Origin of the sequence: Roseomonas indoligenes (genome assembly GCF_017813365.1) — a bacterium.
GTDB lineage: Bacteria > Pseudomonadota > Alphaproteobacteria > Acetobacterales > Acetobacteraceae > Roseomonas > Roseomonas indoligenes.
The window spans coordinates 1-16,051 of record NZ_JAGIZA010000010.1; the positions used below are offsets into that span (position 1 = coordinate 1).

15 protein-coding genes and 1 tRNA gene are annotated in these 16,051 nt (G+C 71.4%); 5 read left to right on the forward strand and 11 right to left on the reverse strand.

The genetic code is table 11. The features are described 5' to 3' along the window. Window positions 1-119: 119 nt before the first annotated feature. The 9 genes from J5Y10_RS16140 to J5Y10_RS16180 all read right to left on the reverse strand — a co-directional run bounded on the left by J5Y10_RS16140 (window position 120) and on the right by J5Y10_RS16180 (window position 8,196). The gene (locus J5Y10_RS16140; RefSeq protein WP_209375075.1) at window positions 120-1,232 is read right to left on the reverse strand and encodes a zinc-binding metallopeptidase family protein; all 1,113 of its coding nucleotides are present in this window, start codon (window positions 1,230-1,232) and stop codon (window positions 120-122) included. Window positions 1,233-1,297: 65 nt separating this feature from the next. Further along, a complete protein-coding gene (locus J5Y10_RS16145) occupies window positions 1,298-2,020 on the reverse strand; it encodes an SHOCT domain-containing protein (protein ID WP_209375076.1) in 723 nt (240 codons plus the stop codon). A gap of 43 nt (window positions 2,021-2,063) precedes the next feature. After that, on the reverse strand, window positions 2,064-2,339 hold the full coding sequence (locus tag J5Y10_RS16150) for a GNAT family N-acetyltransferase (RefSeq protein ID WP_209375077.1): 276 nt from the start codon (window positions 2,337-2,339) through the stop codon (window positions 2,064-2,066). A 3-nt stretch (window positions 2,340-2,342) separates the two neighbouring features. Continuing rightward, window positions 2,343-3,035, reverse strand: coding sequence for an MBL fold metallo-hydrolase (locus J5Y10_RS16155; protein WP_280855335.1), 693 nt, complete (start codon window positions 3,033-3,035; stop codon window positions 2,343-2,345). Between the two features lie 47 nt (window positions 3,036-3,082). Then, window positions 3,083-3,592 (reverse strand): hypothetical protein, encoded by a 510-nt coding sequence (locus J5Y10_RS16160; RefSeq protein WP_209375078.1) that lies wholly within the window; start codon window positions 3,590-3,592, stop codon window positions 3,083-3,085. 35 nt (window positions 3,593-3,627) lie between these two features. Next, complete coding sequence (locus tag J5Y10_RS16165) at window positions 3,628-5,754, reverse strand: M48 family metalloprotease (protein WP_209375079.1); 2,127 nt, start codon at window positions 5,752-5,754, stop codon at window positions 3,628-3,630. Window positions 5,755-5,970: 216 nt separating this feature from the next. Then, window positions 5,971-6,522 (reverse strand): septal ring lytic transglycosylase RlpA family protein, encoded by a 552-nt coding sequence (locus tag J5Y10_RS16170; RefSeq protein WP_209375080.1) that lies wholly within the window; start codon window positions 6,520-6,522, stop codon window positions 5,971-5,973. Window positions 6,523-6,718: 196 nt separating this feature from the next. Beyond that, window positions 6,719-7,873, reverse strand: coding sequence for a 2OG-Fe(II) oxygenase (locus tag J5Y10_RS16175; RefSeq protein WP_209375081.1), 1,155 nt, complete (start codon window positions 7,871-7,873; stop codon window positions 6,719-6,721). A gap of 246 nt (window positions 7,874-8,119) precedes the next feature. Beyond that, window positions 8,120-8,196, reverse strand: a tRNA-Arg gene (locus J5Y10_RS16180). A gap of 120 nt (window positions 8,197-8,316) precedes the next feature. Here J5Y10_RS16180 and J5Y10_RS16185 point away from each other — a divergent pair. Next, a complete protein-coding gene (locus J5Y10_RS16185; RefSeq protein WP_245214789.1) occupies window positions 8,317-9,237 on the forward strand; it encodes an alpha/beta hydrolase in 921 nt (306 codons plus the stop codon). A 43-nt stretch (window positions 9,238-9,280) separates the two neighbouring features. On the opposite strand, the gene J5Y10_RS16190 is transcribed toward J5Y10_RS16185, so the two are convergent. Beyond that, a complete protein-coding gene (locus J5Y10_RS16190) occupies window positions 9,281-10,039 on the reverse strand; it encodes a transglutaminase-like domain-containing protein (protein WP_342452941.1) in 759 nt (252 codons plus the stop codon). Between the two features lie 408 nt (window positions 10,040-10,447). Between J5Y10_RS16190 and J5Y10_RS16195 the strand changes: the two genes are divergently transcribed. Further along, window positions 10,448-10,666, forward strand: coding sequence for a hypothetical protein (locus J5Y10_RS16195; protein WP_209375084.1), 219 nt, complete (start codon window positions 10,448-10,450; stop codon window positions 10,664-10,666). 146 nt (window positions 10,667-10,812) lie between these two features. Here J5Y10_RS16195 and pip read toward each other — a convergent pair whose 3' ends face one another. After that, window positions 10,813-11,790: a prolyl aminopeptidase gene (pip, locus tag J5Y10_RS16200; protein ID WP_209375085.1), complete on the reverse strand. Its 978-nt coding sequence runs from the start codon at window positions 11,788-11,790 to the stop codon at window positions 10,813-10,815. 128 nt (window positions 11,791-11,918) lie between these two features. Here pip and J5Y10_RS16205 point away from each other — a divergent pair, with 128 nt between their 5' ends. The 3 genes from J5Y10_RS16205 (at window position 11,919) to J5Y10_RS16215 (ending at window position 16,003) form a co-directional block, all read left to right on the forward strand. After that, window positions 11,919-12,710 (forward strand): hypothetical protein, encoded by a 792-nt coding sequence (locus tag J5Y10_RS16205; protein ID WP_209375086.1) that lies wholly within the window; start codon window positions 11,919-11,921, stop codon window positions 12,708-12,710. Between the two features lie 69 nt (window positions 12,711-12,779). Then, window positions 12,780-13,700: a metal ABC transporter solute-binding protein, Zn/Mn family gene (locus J5Y10_RS16210; protein WP_209375087.1), complete on the forward strand. Its 921-nt coding sequence runs from the start codon at window positions 12,780-12,782 to the stop codon at window positions 13,698-13,700. A 137-nt stretch (window positions 13,701-13,837) separates the two neighbouring features. After that, complete coding sequence (locus tag J5Y10_RS16215; protein ID WP_209375088.1) at window positions 13,838-16,003, forward strand: TonB-dependent receptor; 2,166 nt, start codon at window positions 13,838-13,840, stop codon at window positions 16,001-16,003. Window positions 16,004-16,051 lie beyond the last annotated feature (48 nt).

Here is a 16,051-nt window from a genome sequence, read left to right on the forward strand (position 1 = left end):
CAACAGCCCGGACCAGGCGCTTGCGCAGGTCCTGCGACAGAGGTGCCGTCATCTCCAGCCTCGCTGCTCAACAACAGCGTCGAATCAGAACCCGCGAGTCTGTGCAAGCCGGAAATGCTCTAGCCTCCTGGCGGTGGTTCAGGGGGCGGGGCCTCCTGGGATGCCGCCATGGCCGGCACGCCACTGTTCCGGACCAGGTTGTGGATGAACTCCATCTTCTGGATCACGGCCGGCGACAGCACGAAGGGGTAGAGGTCCGGCTGGCCCATGGAGCGGTTCATGCTGTTCACCGCGAAGGCGAGCGGTAGCCAGTCCTGGATGATCCGCTGGAAGTCCCCTTCCTTGTAGGGATCGAAGTCGATCACGGCGTGCAGGTCGCCGGAGCTGTCGATGCGCGGATTGACGGTGAGGCCGAAGGCGGCAGCGGTTCCCAGCGTGTCCACGATGTGCAGGTAGTGCGCCCAAGTCTCCGCGAAGTCCTCCCAGGGATGGGTGGTGGCATAGGCGCTGACATAGTGATCCTGCCAGTCGGGCGGCGGGCCTTCGTTGTAGTGGCGCTGGAGCGCGGCCTCGTAGCTCTGGCTGTCGTCGCCGAAGACCGCGCGGCAGGCTTCCAGCTGGCCGCCGTCGCGCACCAGCCTGTCCCAGAAGTAGTGGCCGACCTCGTGGCGAAAATGGCCCACCAGGGTGCGGTAGGGCTCGCCCATGTTCTTGCGCATCCGCTCGCGCTCGGCGTCGTCCGCCTCCTTCAGCGCGATGGTGATCAGGCCGTTGTCATGGCCGGTCATGACCTTCGGGCCGCTGGGGTCGGCGGAATCCGCCAGGAAGTCGAAAGCCAGTCCCTCCGGGTCCTCGTTGCGCGTGGGCATGGGCAGGCAGAAGCGGACGAGGCTGTAGAACAGGCGGTGCTTCGCCAGTTCCAGCAGGCGCCAGGCCTGCATGTTCTCCGGCACCGAGGTATCGGGGATGAGATGGTTGTGGCGGCAGGCCGCGCAGTAGCTGTCCGGCGAGTCCGCGGGGATGGTCCAGTTGCAGACGTCGAATTCCGCGTTCGCGCAGAAGCGGCGCTGCGTCTCCGGCGCGGCAAGGGGCTTCCAGTTGTCGCCCTCCGGCTCCAGCGCGGAGAGGATGGCACCGTCCGGCAGGTAGCCAAGGCGGTACTTGCACCGTTCGCAGTGCGTGTTCTCGAAGTAGAGGAGTTGTTCGCAGTTCTGGCACTTGAACAGCCGCATGCGCCGGGCCCCCGGGAAAGGATCGCGTGCGGTGCAACGCGGCCCTTCCCCTTCTGTTGCAGGATTTACAGGCGGCGCAGCAACTCGGCCTTTTTGGCAGTGAATTCCTCGTCCGAGAGGACGCCCTTCCCGCGCAGATCGGCCAGCCGCTCAATCAAGGTGAGCGGGTCGCTGGTTTCGGAGGGCGCGGGCGAATGGGGCGGGGCGCTGGGCGCCGGGGCAGGAGGCGCCGAGGCGGCACCTTCCGAGGCTTGCAGCCGGCGAAGGTCCTCCAGGCGCACGGGGCCGCGGTCCGACGAAAGGGTGAGGACCTGGCTGCCGCCCTGTTGCTGCGACACGCCGCCGATCCGATGCTCCGCCGTGTCGTACAGGGCGACCTGCCCGCCCGCCGACACGGCCAGCCGGTTGGAGGCGGGAAAATAGGCGTAGCGCATGTCGTTCTGCGCCCCGCTCCAGGCCGGGCTGCCGAGTTCGGCGGGCCACCAGGAGGATGCAGCGGGCGTGCTGCCCGCCTGCCACGGGCCGTTGCCGCCGAAGAGCGCTGATAGCTCCGTGCAGAGCGCGTCCACGCGCGCCTTCAGGGCGGTGTTGAACATGTCGCCCACCATGATCATCCCGCCGCGGGACCACTGGCCCATGCCGCCCAGCTCGGGGTGGCTGAACTGAGCCATGGTGCCGCCGCCGGCGGAAAGGGCGCGCAGGAGGGTCATGGCGGCGTCGGGGCTCACGCCGTGCCGGGCGGCGATCTCCTGCACGCGTTCCTGCGCCTCGGGCGTGATGTCCTGCATGATGGGGCCTCGAACCGGGTGGTGGTTCCCCCACAACGCCGGTTCAGGCCAGCAGGTCGCGCTCCTCGGGATGCCGCTCGATATAGGCGGCGACGAAAGAGCACTCGGGCACCACGCGCAGGCCCTGCGACCGGATCATGGCCAGGGCCCCGCGCACGAGCCGCGACCCCGCGCCATGGCCGGAGGCCTCCTCAGGCACGATGGTATGGACGAGGGTGATGCGGCCGCCGTCCCGCCGATAGGCGATGAGGGCGGGTTCGCTCGTGCCCACCTCCAGCTCGAAGCGGTGGCGGGCGGTGTTGTCGGTCACGTCGCTCATCTGTCAGGCCCGGTCATTGAGGAAGGGGTTGGACCGGCGCTCCTCGCCAAAGCTCGAGCCGGGGCCGTGGCCGCAGAAGAAGCGGATCCCGTCGCCGAGCGGCAGCAGCTTGTCCCTGATCGCGGCGATCAGCGCGGCACCGTCGCCATAGGGGAAGTCCGTGCGGCCGACCGAGCCGCGGAACAGCACGTCCCCCACCACCGCGAAGCCGAGATCGGCGGAGACGAAGGCCAGGTGGCCCGGCGTGTGGCCGGGGCAGTGCAGGACGGCAAAATCCTGCCCGGCGATGGAGATCGTCTCGCCCTCCGCGAGCCAGCGGTCGGGAGTCACGTTCTCCAGCCCTTCGATCCCCAAGCGGGTGCCCTGCTCGGCCAGGCCCTCCAGCAGGAAGGCGTCGCGGCTGTCCGGGCCCTCGATCGGCACGGCCGTGCCCTGCCGCGCCTGGAGCTCCCGCTTCAGCGCGGCGGCGCCGCCGGCATGGTCCAGATGGCCGTGGGTGAGAAGGATGCGGTCCACCGTGAACCCGGCCTTGTCCAGCGCGGCGAGGATCTGCGGCACGTCGCCGCCGGGGTCGATCACCGTCCCGCGCCCCGTCTCCGCATCCCAGATCAGGGCGCAGTTCTGCTGGAAGGGCGTGACCGGGATCTGGGCGGCCTGGAGCTGGGGCATGGCACCGGGCGTGCCATGCGTGGCCATGGGGGTCAACGGCCGGCGATCGCCGGCCGGGTGTCAGGCGCGGCGCGTCAGGCCGCCGCCTCACGCCGCGCGCGCATCTTGCGGAACAGGGCGATGATCGGCGTCACCGTGAGCGCCAGCAGGATCCCGCCGCCGATCAGCAGGGTGATGGTGCGGTTCCACAGCATGTTCAGCGCCATGTCCGTCGTCGCCAGCTCCGGGCGCGCGGGATCGGACAGGACGGTGACGGTGTAGTTGCCGGAATGCACGTCGGCGAAGATGTAGTTCACGTCGCGGGAGACGCGGCCCGACTTCGTCATGATGGAGAGGGTGGCGTCGCAGATATTGAGCATCAGGCGAGAGCTGCAGGAGCCTTCCGTCACGCGCCCGTCGGCCACCGGCTCCGCGGTGCTGCGCACCTGCCAGTCCGTGACGAGGTTCGGCACGGTGTAAATGGAGAGCGCGACGAGCATCGCGCCGAACATCACCGTCCCCAGGAGGGAGAAGAAGGTCTCCCGCCAGCCGCCAGTGGCGGGTGGCAGGGTGAGCTGGCGCGGGGGTTCGGTCTGAGTCTGCATGGGGCGATCCTAAACGGGGCGTGGAGGGTGGAAAGTCACACGCCGGTTACACGTGCCGTCTCGTTTCGCCCTGCCGTCTCCTCGGCGAGAAGGCGGCGGGCAAGGTCCGCCTGCCGGTAGCGGCCGATCAGCTCGGCCAGCCCCTGCGCCTTCAGGCCGCGCGGCAGGCCGGAGCGGAGGGTGACGATGCGCTGCTTCACGTCCAGCTTCACGCGGCGGCCGGCGCCGGGGAGGCGGGCGGGGAAGGGCGCCTCCGGCGGCAGGAGGATCCGGGTCACGATGGCGCCGCGGTCCAGCGTCATGTCCAGGTCCGCGATGTCGGCCCAGGCGATTGGGCGGTCCAGGCCGGGGATCTCCATCGTCTCCGGCCGCAGGACGAGGAAGGGGCGGTCGTGCCGGCGCAGCATGAGGTATCCGGCAATGCCGAAGCCGAGGGCCAGGACGCCCGCCGAGCCGCAGATGATTCCCTTCTCCTGGGTGCCGAAGCCCGGCACCTCCACCGCCATCACGAAAAGGATTGCGGCAAGGAGGATGGCGCCGAAGCAGAGGAGGAAGATGCCGCCGCCCCGGGTGTTCTCGCCCAGCACCGCGGCCTCCGGTGCCACGCCCGCCGCCGCCTCCTTCAGCGCGTCCTGCCGGGCGCGGAGGTTGCTGTGGACCGCCGCGAGGAAGTCCTCCGTCGCCGCGCGGCAGAGGGCTTCCGGCGCCGCGAAAAGGGCGCCGAGGCGGTCCATCGCCTCGGGCGGAGGAGCCGCCGAGGCCTCGGCCAGCAGGGCGGCATCCGGCTCCCGGCCCAGCGCGGCGATGCGCTGGCGCGTGGGTGGGTGGGTATCGGTGGGGTGGGGCTGCTCCTCCTCGAGGTACTTGGCGGAGTCGTCCAGACCCCTCTCGGCCGCGAGGCGGAAGGTGGCGTCGACCAGATCGAGCGGGGCATGGGCGGGCGCCTCCGCGGCGGCGTCCAGCACGGCCTCGATCCTCGGATGGACCGCCGAGGTGCGCAGCAGGGCGCGGGCCGCGGCGTCGGGCGAGGTGACGCCCGCCCCCGCCGCGTCGGCCGCGAACTCGCGCAGCCGGCTCCAGTAGCGGACCGCGTGATGGAATTGGTCCATGACGAAGACGCCCAGCCGCAGCGCCGGCCGGATCAGGGGCGAGACGGAGCCGTTCACGTCCGCCCCGGCGGCCACCACGGCATCCAGGGAGCGGGAGACGCCGGCATAGATCGGCACGAAGCGCAGGCTGTACTCCGTGTCGCCGCCGGAGAAATGGGCGAGTTCATGCCCGATGATGGTGGCCACCTCATCCTCCCGCAGCAGGGGGAGGTAGGGCAGAGGCAGGTAGAGGGTGCGGCCGCCCAGCGCCGCATTGGAGGGTTCCAGCAGCTTCGGGCCGGAGCTGACGAAGAAGCCGCCGGTGAGGCCAACCACCACGTTGTCCGGCCGCAAGGCGCCCAGCCGGCCGGCGAGGTCGTCCAGCAGGCGCCAGAGGCCCGGCGCTTCTTCAGGCGTGACGGGGCGGCCGAGGATCGGCAGGGGATCGGGGGTGAAGAGGTCCAGCGCCCGGCGCAGTTGCATCACGGCCTTGCCCGCCACCCAGAGGCTGGCCCCGACGACGAGGGCAAGGATGCCCAGCAGCTTCGCTTCCCCGGAGGAGAGGTTGCCGGCTTCCAGGATGCCCAGCGCCTCGAAGCCGGTGAACGCGACGACGGCGAGGGCGACGAGCACCACCTGCGCGCCGAGCACCCCGGGCAGGGCGCGGCGGATCACGGAGAAGCCGCGTAGAAGGGCTTCCCGCGAGGCCCGGCCGGCCCGGCCCAGCAGCGTCGCAGCCAGGAGAACGATGACGGAGAGGGCGGCGGCGAGGCCGCCGGAAAGCATCACCACGGGCGGCAGATAGGCGCGGATGCGGGAGAGGGTGACGGCCCGCTCCGCATCGCCCAGCGCGTCCCGTGCCTGGTCCAGCGCCAGGGGGCCGACATAGGTCTGGCCGTTGCGGCGGAACTGCATGCCCATGTCCAGGCGGCCATTGGCCGGGGCAGGGCGCGATTCCAGCACCGAGACGGCCTTGGCGGCGCGGGCGCGATCCAGCTCGACGGCCGCGCCATCCGCCTCGGCGCGCACCGCCTCCCAGTAGCCGAGCCCCAGCACGGCCAGGGGCAGAAGCACGGTGGTGACAAGGAGGCTCAGCGCGGCGCGGGCGCGCCCTGTCGTCGTCGAAATAGGCCCGTTCCTCCCTGCCGGCGCGCCGAGGCGCTTGCTGCAGGTTAGAACCGCCGAATCCCCGGCCGGAAAGGCCCCGCGGCGCTGACCAAGGAGACGTGATCGCCCCGGGCGAAAAGGCCGGGCCCTGCGGCCTTTCCGCGCGCGGGCTGTCCGGACGCCCTACCGCCCGCCCGGGGTCGCGGCCTCTGCCCGGGAGGCGACGAGGATGGGCGTGACCGCGACGGGCGCGGTTCCGCCGGCCATGCCAAGCTGCAGGGCAACGGCGGGGCTGAGGTCCATGATCCGGCGTCCCCGGTTGGGCCCGCGGTCGCGCACCTGCACGACGACGCTCCGCCCGTTCCGCAGGTTCGTCACGCGGGCATGGCTGCCGAGCGGCAGGGTGCGGCTGGCCACCACGCTTGCGCCGGGATCAAAGCGGGTGCCATCGGCCATGGGCCGCCCGGCGAGGCTGCGGGCGTAAATGGAGGCGTGCCCGCGCTGCGTCGGCGCGCCCGCCTGCGCCGCGGCGTTGCGGGAATGGTGCCGCGCCGGCCGGTGAGCCGCGTGGCGGTGGGTGTCACGATGTCCCGCCGCATGGCGACCTGACGCATGGTGATCGGCCGCGCGCTTCTGCCCGTGATGGGCGGGGCGGGCCGCTGCCGTGCCCGCGGTGGCGACAAGCATGGCGGCGAGGCCGACGGCACAGACCAGGCGAACCCGCAGTCCTCTCAATCTCAATCCTACTCTCCCCGGCTCAGACCCGATCCAGTTCGCGCCATGGCGCGCCGCCGGCCCGGAAAGGGGGAGGGCCGCGGTGATCGGGCAGCGGGAAGATGCGGGAATGCGTGGCGGCCGGGGATCACGATCGCGCTTCCGCCGGATGTGTTGATCCGGGCTGGCGGCGGGTGCGGCCGGCCGCCGCGGGCTCTCAGCCCCCGCCGTCCTCTGCTGTCCCGGCAAGGAAGGCCCTGTTCTCCGCCCTGATCCGGGCCGCTTCCTCGTCGTAGAGGAAGGGTAGGGTCGCGTAGCGGCGGCCCCGCGTCACCCGCGTCGCCTCATGCAGGAGGGAGCAGGAAAAGACGACCGCGCCGCCGATCGGCGCCCGGAAGCGCCGGCTCCCGAATTCCGGGAACCAGAGTTCGCCCCCTTCGAAATCGTCGTTGAGGTTGATCGTCACCGCGAAGCGCCGGTGGGCGGTGCCCTTCGTCGTGTTGTCGCGATGGGCGCGGAAATGGCCGCCATCGGCGGCGTCGTAGCAGGCGACGATGTAGCGCTCGATCCGGGTGGCCTTGAACTGGAAGGCCCGCTCGATCTCCGGCAGCAGGCGCCGCTGGATCCCGCCGCGCAGGGCGGCGCGCACGGGTTCCTCCACGATCTCGTGGTCGCGCCGGCGCTTGTGGGAGGCGTCCACCATGCCGACGGTGCGCCCGCCCACCTCCCGCATGAAGCCGCTCTCCTCGCCGCCGTGCCGTTCGTAGAGGGCGATCAGTTCCTGGCAGAATTCAGGGTCGAGCACGCGCGGCAGGGTCAGGACGGGCGCCATCATCTCCTCCCCGGCGTGCCGGTCCGGCGGGGGAAGGCGGCGCAGGCCGTCGAGCAGCCCGGCCATGAGGTGCAGGGGTGCGGCGGAGAGGACCCGCAGGGCCGGGTCCAGCAGCAGGGCGAAGCCATGATAGTTCACCCGCCCCTCGCCCGCCGGCACGCAGGCCCCGAAGAGGCCGCTGACGGCCAGGTCCCGGTCCCGGAACACCCGCAGCCCCGGGTAGTGGTCGCGGACGGCGCCGGGCAGGGTGCTGCCGGCATCCGGCGGGGGCGGGTCGGCGGTGATGACGAAGGCACAGGCGCGGTTGTCGTCCAGCAGGCCCTCCGCCTGGGCGGACCGCAGCGCGCCCCAGGCCGCTTCCGTTTGGGCATGGGCCCGGACGGAGCCGAGGAAGGCCAGGACCACGTAGCGCCCGGCGACGCTGTCGAAGGCGTAACGGGGATTGCGGTCGGTGGCCGCATGGAACCGGGGCACCGGGTCGCCCGGGCGGAAGCGCTGAAGGGGGGAGAGGTCCGGGGGCATTGGGGACGCTTCGGGCATGGCGGGGGAGATTCCTGGCCGGCGCTTGCCGTCGTTGATCGGTCGAGGTGCCAGATATCCGAAATGGGGCCATTCGCCCCGGGGGGTCTGGCGGGAACGGGATAGCGCCGTCCCGATGCCTGGCGCCTGGCGCGCCTCCTCGAAGTGGCGTGCCCGGAGGAAGGGTGGCGGCGAGCTCCAGCTGGTACGTCTCCCGGTCTGGCCGGACGAGTGAGACGTCGCGCCGGAACGGAAAAGAAAGGTGGGTGGTGTCCCCGACGGGATTCGAACCCATGGCCCCGGGATTAGGAATCCCGTGCTCTATCCTGCTGAGCTACGGAGACACGCCCCGATACCCTAGCGTCCCGCCGGCACCGGGCAAAGCCCCGGACGTACCCCTTGAGGTGCGCCGGGAACCGCCCTCAACTGGCCGCATGCCGCAAGACCCCCGCCTGGATCCCGAAATGGCCGCCTTCACGGCGATGATGGCCGAGCGTGCGGCGGGCTATCCGCCGCAGCGGCTGGAGCGCCCCCTGGATGCCTCCCGCGCCGTGAACGACGCGCTGAACATGACCCTGTTCAGCCCCGAGCCCCGCATGGCCGAGAGTGTCGACCGCTGGGTGCTGGCGAATGGCCGCCGGGTGCTGTGCCGCCTGCACCGCCCCCGCACGGACACCCCTCTGCCGGTGCTGGTGTACCTGCATGGCGGCGGCTGGGTGTGGAACAGCGTGGACACGCATGACCCGCTGATGCGCAGCTACGCCGAAGCCGCCGGTTGTGCCGTGGTCGGCCCGGACTACGCGCTGAGCCCCGAGGCGGCCTTCCCCCAGGCGCTGGAGGAGATGGCGGCGGTGGTGCGCTGGCTGGCCGCGCATGGTGGGGAGTGGGGGCTGGACGCTTCGCGCATCGTGCTGGGCGGGGATTCGGCGGGCGCCAATGTGGCGTTGGGCGCGGCGCTGCTGCTGCGGCAGACCGATCCTGCCCTCACGCTTCGCGGTTTGCTGCTGAACTACGGCGTCTTCGACGACCGCATGGCCACCCCCAGCTACGCCGAATTCGCCGACGGCTACGGGCTGACAGCGGAGCGGATGCGCTTCTACTGGGACTGCTACGCACCCCGCCTGGCGGACCGGGCCTCGCCCTTCGCGGCGCCCATCCGCGCCGACCTTCGCGGCCTGCCACCCTGCCTGGTGCACATCGCGGAACTGGACGTGCTGCGCGACGAGAACCGCGACATGGTCCGCGCCCTGCGCGACGCCGGGGTCGCCGTGGAGGACGCGACCTTTCCCGGCACGCTGCACGGCTTCCTCCGCGCGCGGAACCATGTCTCGGCGGCACGGCGCTCGATCGCGGCGGCGTCGGACTGGCTGCGGCGGACGGCCTGAAAGGTCCGGCACCAGGAGCCTGAGGCTCCTGGACCGCATCGGATCAGGGAGTGCCGGCGACGGGAACCTCGTCGGTCTGCACGGCAAAGGTGCTGAGCAGGTTCGGCCCGAAGGTGGTGGTAATTGCCACGTCCGTGGCATCCCGCCCGCGCGCCAGGAGGATCCGGCCGATCCGCGGCACGTTGTTGCGGGCATCGAACACGTGCCAGGCACCGCCGAGATAGACTTCGAACCAGGCGGCAAAGTCGGGCACGCCCCAGGGCGGCGGCGTGCCCATGTCGCCGAGATAGCCCGTGCAGTAGCGGGCGGGGATGTTCAGGCAGCGGCAGAAGGTGATCGCCAGGTGCGCGTAGTCGCGGCAGACGCCCGTCCCCTCATGGTAGGCCTCGGACGCGGTGCGGGTGGAGCGTGCGGCCTGGTAATCGAAGGCGATGTGCTCGTGCACGTAGTCGCAGATCGCCTGCACCCGGTCCCAGCCGGGCGCGAGGTGGCCGAAAAGCCGGAAGGCCGTCGCGGACATCAGGTCCGTCTCGCAGTACCGGCTGCCGAGCAGAAACCCGACCGCCTCGTCCGGCAGGTCTTCCACCCGATGCTGGATCGCGCCGGGGCTCAGCTTGTCAGGCAGGCCGGTGTCGCGGACCAGGGCGCTGCTGGAGAGGGTGAACTGGCCGGGCGGCGCGAGGAGGCGCGTTCCGACATTGCCGAAATTGTCCCGGTACGCGGCCGCCTTCACGGGCGGATCGAAGACGGGGGCTTCGGCCACGAGGATGTCGTCCATACGGCTCGGATGTATGGTCAGCATCAGGATCATGGGCGTGACTTGGGGGAGCTCGAAGACGAGCTTGTACCCGACCTGGATGTGCAATTTGGGTCTTTCACATGGCTTGACCGCGCAGGTTCTGCGAGACACGGGCGCGGGCAACGCGTCGGCACGGGCGTAGATTTCGTTTAGCCCGATCACCGGGCCTGCGTCGAAGACTTTAGAGGCAGGCTTGTCCGGCTGCGGGGCGGCAGCCTGTCGGGCCGGTCATTCGGCCGCGACAACGGCGGCTGAGAAATGCCGGTCCTGTTGGGGCTCGATCCCGACTTCTATTTGTCCCGTGGATTGCAGGCATCCACCACCTGCGTTGGAGTTCGCGGTCACCCAGGGTCATCTTCTGGTCAAGGGAGAGCGGCACCCCGCCGCCCCATCCACCCAGGACATGCCATCATGATGAACTTCCGCACCCTCGCCCTCGCCGCCGCGCTGATCGGCTCCCTCGCCGCCCCGGCCTTCGCCGACCAGGACCGCGTGCCCGAGGGCGCCACCGCCTCCCGCCGCTGGACCGCCGCCGAGAGCCGCACTCCGCTCGCCAGCCCCGCCGCCAACCCCCAGCAGAATTTCCTGGCGCTGAGCGGTGCGACCGGCGGCTTCGGCCAGCACAGCTAATTCAGGAGCCCAGGCGAGGCCTGGGCCTTTGGTCCGAGAGGGGCCGCCGGAGACGTCCGGCGGCCCCTCTTCCGTTTCAGGCCGGACAGAGAATCCCGTTTGCCCGCGATCCGGCCAGTGGCTGCGGGCCTGGAGAAAGCCGCGCCTCAGAACCCCGGCGGCCGCCGCCGGAACCGCTCCACAGCGGAGACCAGCGCGGTTCGCACGCCCGGTTCGAGGGCGGAGTGCCCGGCATCCGGCACCACGGTGAGCCGCGCCATGGGCCAGGCCTCCGCGAGCTCGAAGGCGGAAGTGGGCGGGCAGACCATGTCGTAGCGGCCCTGGACGATCTCGGCCGGCACATGGGCAAGGCGGTCCATGCGGGCCAGCAGGCCTTCGGGCGGCAGGAAGAGATCGTGGGCGAAGTAGTGCGCCTCGATCCGGGCGAGGCCGAGAGCGGAACGGTCCTGCGCGAAGGATGCGACCGTCTCCGGGCTTGGCAGCAGGGTGCTGCACAGGCCCTCGTAGTTGCTCCAGGACCGGGCGGCTGCGAGGTGCACCGCCGGGTCCGGGTCCGTCAGGCGGCGAAGATAGGCGGTGAGGAGATCGCCCCGCTCCGCCGGCGGCACATGCTCCGCGAAGGAGGCCCAGGCATCGGGAAAGACGCGCCGCAGGCCGTAGAGGAACCAGTCCACCTCGTCCGCGCGGCCGAGGAACACGCCGCGCAGCACGCAGCCCGCCACGCGGTCCGGATGCGCCTGGGCATAGGCCAGGGCGAGGGTGGAGCCCCAGGAGCCGCCGAAGAGCAGCCAGCGGTCGATCCCGAGGAAGCGGCGCAGCGTCTCGATATCCTCCACTAGCTTCGGGGTGGAGTTGTCGCGCAGCTCGCCCAGGGGACGGGACCGGCCGGCGCCGCGCTGGTCGAAGATCACCACGCGCCAGTGCAGCGGGTCGAAGAAGCGGCGGTGGACGGCGCCCGCCCCGGCGCCCGGGCCGCCGTGCAGGAAAAGCACGGGCTGGCCCCGCGGGTTCCCGACCTGCTCCCAGTACATGACGTGCGCGGGCCCGCCCGCCCCGGAGTGGGAAAGGGGGAGAAGGCCCGTCTCATAGGGCGCGATGTCGGGGAAAAGGTCGCCACGCGGCATGGGCCCTGTTTGGCGCATGGCGCGGGCGGGATGCAACGGGGCTGCCAGGGGGTTGCGGGTGCAACCCCGGCGTTTTCCCGCGCGCGCGCCCTTCGCGCGGCGCCCTCCAGCGCCTATTTTGGAGGATCATGTCCCGCCCCACCCCTGGCCCTCCCGTTGGCCGCAACGGTCCGCAGCCCGCCTCCCGCGCGGGTGGGTCCCGCAGCGCCGACGTGCGCTGCGCCGTCTGCGGCACGGAGAGCCGGCAGTCCCGTTTCCGCCCCGTGCCGCCGGAGGGGGCGCCGGACCTCGACCTGCGCCCGGGCGAGCCGCTGCGGGGCACCATGGCCGCCTGGCTGCAGCAGTGCCCGCATTGCGGCTACGTGGCGCCGGAGATCGCGCGCGCCCATCCCGCGGTGATCGAGGCGGTGGGCACCGCGCCCTTCCGCGCTCTGATCGCCGATGCGACCCACCCGCCGCTGAGCCGCCGCTTCCTCGCCTATGCCTATGTGCTGGAGGAGACGGGAGCGCTGCACGCGGCGGCGGAGGCCACGCTGCAGGCGGCCTGGGCGGCCGACGACGCCCGCAAGCCGGAACTGGCCCGCGCCTGGCGGGGGGAGGCGGTGGCGCTGTGGCGCGCCGGCCCGCCGCTGGACACGGAGCAGACGGTGCGCGTGGTGGACGCGCTTCGGCGTTCCGAAAACTTCGAAGATGCGGGCGCCACGGCGGAGCAGCTGGCCGCATCGCACCCGCCGGAGGCGGTGGCGGGGGTGATCGCGCTGGAGCAGCGGTTGATCGCGCTGCGGGATTCCGGCCGCCACACGGTGGCCAGCGCCTTGCCGCCCCCTGCGCGGCGGCCGCACGCCACCCAGTCCAACATCGCCCGCAGGGACGGGGCGGGATGGTGGGAGCGGCTTCGTCGGATCTTCCGGCGGAAATAGCGCCGTTTTCCACCTTGCGACGGCTTCATCGGGATGCTCTACGTTATGTTATAACGTAGTGAGTTCCTGATGCAGCGCCGCATGCTCCTCGCCGCCACCCTGGCACTTCCCGCCATCCGCACCGCGGCGGCGCAGTCTGCCCTGCCGGTCGTGGCGAGTTTCTCCATCCTCGGCGACATGGTGCGGCAGGTGGCAGGGGAGCGGCCGCTCGCCCTTTCCGTTCTTGTCGGGCCGGACGGGGACGCGCACGATTTCCAGCCCCGGCCTTCCGACGCCGAAGGACTGCGCGCCGCCGCGCTGCTGGTCCGCAACGGGCTGGGCTACGACGACTGGCTGAACCGGCTGGTCGGCGCGGCGGGGTTCCGGGGCGTCGGTACGACGGCGGCCGAAGGGGCGGCCACCCGCGCCGCGGGAGCGGGAGGGCACGCGCATGGCGGGCGGAACGGGGCTTCCCGCGCGCCCGATCCCCATGCCTGGGGCGACCCGCGCAACGGCCGGATCTACGCCCGCAACATCGCGGCCGGGCTCGCGGCGGCGGATCCGGGGAATGCCGCGCTCTATGCCCGCAATGCGGAGGCCTTCTCTGCCCGCTTGGCGGCGCTGGACGCCGAGGTGAGGGCGGCGGTGGGCACGGTGCCGGAGGCGAGGCGCCGGGTGATCACCAGCCATGATGCCTTCGGCTACTACGGCGACGCCTACGGCATCACCTTCCTGGCGCCGCAGGGAATGAGCACCCATTCCGAGGCCTCGGCCTCCGGCGTGGCCCGGCTGATCCGCCAGGTTCGGGCCGAGGGCATCACCGCGGTCTTCCTTGAGAACATGGCCGAGGGCACGACGCTTGAGCGCCTCTCGCGGGAGGCGGGGGTGCGGGTGCGCGGGCGGCTCTACTCCGATGCCCTCTCCCCGCCGGGTGGTCCGGCCGCGACCTATGAGACCCTGATCCGCCACAACACGGACCTGCTCGTGCCGGCCATGCGCGGCGAGGGGTAGCTGGCCGCCTCGGAAGGCGGAGGCAGCACCGGCCGGCGTTCCATCGGGGGATGAGCAGGCGGGCGGAAAGTTACGTTATTACATTACGTTCTCTTCGGTGCCGACCTTCTGGCGGGCGCCGGGATGCAGAGGGTTCCATGACGATCTCACACCGCGCAGCACTCCTGGCCACCGTCGCGGGGCTTGCCTGGATCGGGACAGGGAAGGTGGCGCCGGCGCAGGAGGCGGCACCGGCAGCCGTGCCTTCGACCGCCACGGCGCCAGTCTCCATCCCATCCGTCTCGGTCACGGCCAGCCCGATCGACACGGACCAGCTCGGCAGCTTCCTGCCGGTGACGACACTCGATCAGCAGCAGATCACGGCCGGGCCCGCCCGCAACCTCGGCGACGTGCTGTTCACGGAGCCGGGGATCACCGCCAGCACCTTCGCCCCCGGCGCCAGCCGGCCCATCATCCGCGGCCTGGAGGGTGTCCGCGTCCGGCTGCAGGAGAACGGCTTCCTCTCCGGCGACGTTTCCACCCTCGGGGAGGACCATGTCGTGCCGCTGGACCCGCTCTCGGCGGAGCGGATCGAGGTGGTGCGCGGCCCGGCCTCCCTGCGTTGGGGATCGCAGGCGATCGGCGGCGTGGTGAACGTCATCAACAACCGCATCCCCACCACCCTGCCGGACCGGGCCGTGCAGGGCCGCGTCTCCGGCGGCTGGAACAGCGGCACCCGCGGCTGGGATGGGGTGGGCACCACCGATGTCCGCGTGGGCAACTGGGTGGCGCATTTCGACGCCTTCGGCCGCTACGACAGCGACTACCGCATCCCCGGCGGCCGCCGGCAGGAGAACAGCGGCGTGCGGACGGACGGCAAGTCCGCCGGCCTTAGCTACATCTTCGACCAGGGCTTCATCGGCACCTCGGTCTCCCATTTCCGCAGCCTCTACGAGATCCCCGGCGGGGAGGAGGCCGAGGCCCGCACCGCGATCCGCGCGGAGCAGCTCCGCTGGTCCAGCCGCGGCGAGTATCGCCCAGGCAGCGGCCCCATCCAGCGCATCAGCGGCTGGCTCGGCTTCACCACCTATCACCACGAGGAGATCGGGGCGGAGCACGACCACGATCATGACCACGACCATGGCGAGGAGGAGATCGACCCCGCGGGCGGCCGCGTGGTCCATGGCGGGTTCCGCAACCGCAGCTGGGACGCCCGGCTGGAACTGCAGCACGTTCCCATCAGCACGGGCATCGGCCCGCTGAACGGCACTTTCGGGTTCTCCTTCGAGCAGGAGCGGCTGCGGACAATCGGCGAGTTCCTGGAATTCCTCCCGCCCGCCCGCACCAACCGCTACGCCGGATATCTGTTCGAGGAGCTGACGCTCACGCCCCGCGTGCGGCTGCAGGCCGCCGGGCGGGCGGAGTTCGCGCGCATCACCGGCTCCACCGCGAGTTTCCCCGGGGACAACCTGCCCATCGATCCCGACGCGGAACTGGAGAACACGGGACGGTGGCGCAGCTACACGCCCTTCAGCGTCAGCCTCGGCGCGCTCTACGACCTGCCCTGGGCGGTGCAGGCGCGCGTGACCGGCCAGTACGTGCAGCGCGCCCCGAGCGCCGCCGAGCTCTTCTCCCGCGGGGCGCATGATGCCTCCGGCACGTTCGACATCGGCGATCCCGGCCTGCGGAAGGAGCGGGCGGCGACGGCGGAGCTGGGCCTGGCCCGCACCGCCGGTTCCTTCCGCTTCGACACCAGCGCCTTCTATTCGCACTTCGACGACTTCATCTTCCGCTCCCTCACCGGCAATAGCTGCGGCGAGGAGTTCGGCTCCTGCGCGGCGGGGACGGGCGGGGAATTCCTCCAGACCGCCTATGGCCAGCGCGATGCCCGCTTCTACGGCGTGGAGGCGAAGGCGGAGAGGGACCTGTTCCAGCTCTGGGACGGGACCGTGGGCGTCTCTGGCCGGTATGACTTCGTGCGGGCGCAGTTCGAGGGCGGCGGCGGAAACCTGCCGCGCATTCCGCCGCACCGCCTGGGCGGCGGCGTGTTCTGGCGCGACGGCAGCGCACAGGGCAGCGTGGACTACCTGCACGCCTTCGACCAGAACCGCGTCGGCGAGAACGAGACGCCGACCAAGGGCTACGAGCTGCTGAACGCCCGGATCGGCTACACGGCCCGGCTGGACGATCTGCGGAGCGCGAACTTCTCCCTCGTCGGCACGAACCTGCTGGACTCCGACATCCGCAACGTCGCCTCCTTCAAGAAGGACGAGGTGCTGCTGCCCGGGCGGACCGTGCGGCTGCTGATGACCGTCTCCTTCTGAGCCACGGGGCGGCGGGCCCTTCCCAAACGCCGCCCCGGCCCCAGATGC

Coding starts and splice junctions, on each gene's coding strand:
- J5Y10_RS16140 (WP_209375075.1), bottom strand. CDS start 1,232: ATGCGGCTGTTCAAGTGCCAGAACTGCGAACAACTCCTCTACTTCGAG.
- J5Y10_RS16145 (WP_209375076.1), bottom strand. CDS start 2,020: ATGCAGGACATCACGCCCGAGGCGCAGGAACGCGTGCAGGAGATCGCC.
- J5Y10_RS16150 (WP_209375077.1), bottom strand. CDS start 2,339: ATGAGCGACGTGACCGACAACACCGCCCGCCACCGCTTCGAGCTGGAG.
- J5Y10_RS16155 (WP_280855335.1), bottom strand. CDS start 3,035: ATGGCCACGCATGGCACGCCCGGTGCCATGCCCCAGCTCCAGGCCGCC.
- J5Y10_RS16160 (WP_209375078.1), bottom strand. CDS start 3,592: ATGCAGACTCAGACCGAACCCCCGCGCCAGCTCACCCTGCCACCCGCC.
- J5Y10_RS16175 (WP_209375081.1), bottom strand. CDS start 7,873: ATGCCCGAAGCGTCCCCAATGCCCCCGGACCTCTCCCCCCTTCAGCGC.
- J5Y10_RS16185 (WP_245214789.1), top strand. CDS start 8,317: ATGGCCGCCTTCACGGCGATGATGGCCGAGCGTGCGGCGGGCTATCCG.
- J5Y10_RS16190 (WP_342452941.1), bottom strand. CDS start 10,039: ATGCTGACCATACATCCGAGCCGTATGGACGACATCCTCGTGGCCGAA.
- J5Y10_RS16195 (WP_209375084.1), top strand. CDS start 10,448: ATGATGAACTTCCGCACCCTCGCCCTCGCCGCCGCGCTGATCGGCTCC.
- pip (WP_209375085.1), bottom strand. CDS start 11,790: ATGCCGCGTGGCGACCTTTTCCCCGACATCGCGCCCTATGAGACGGGC.
- J5Y10_RS16205 (WP_209375086.1), top strand. CDS start 11,919: ATGTCCCGCCCCACCCCTGGCCCTCCCGTTGGCCGCAACGGTCCGCAG.
- J5Y10_RS16210 (WP_209375087.1), top strand. CDS start 12,780: ATGCAGCGCCGCATGCTCCTCGCCGCCACCCTGGCACTTCCCGCCATC.
- J5Y10_RS16215 (WP_209375088.1), top strand. CDS start 13,838: ATGACGATCTCACACCGCGCAGCACTCCTGGCCACCGTCGCGGGGCTT.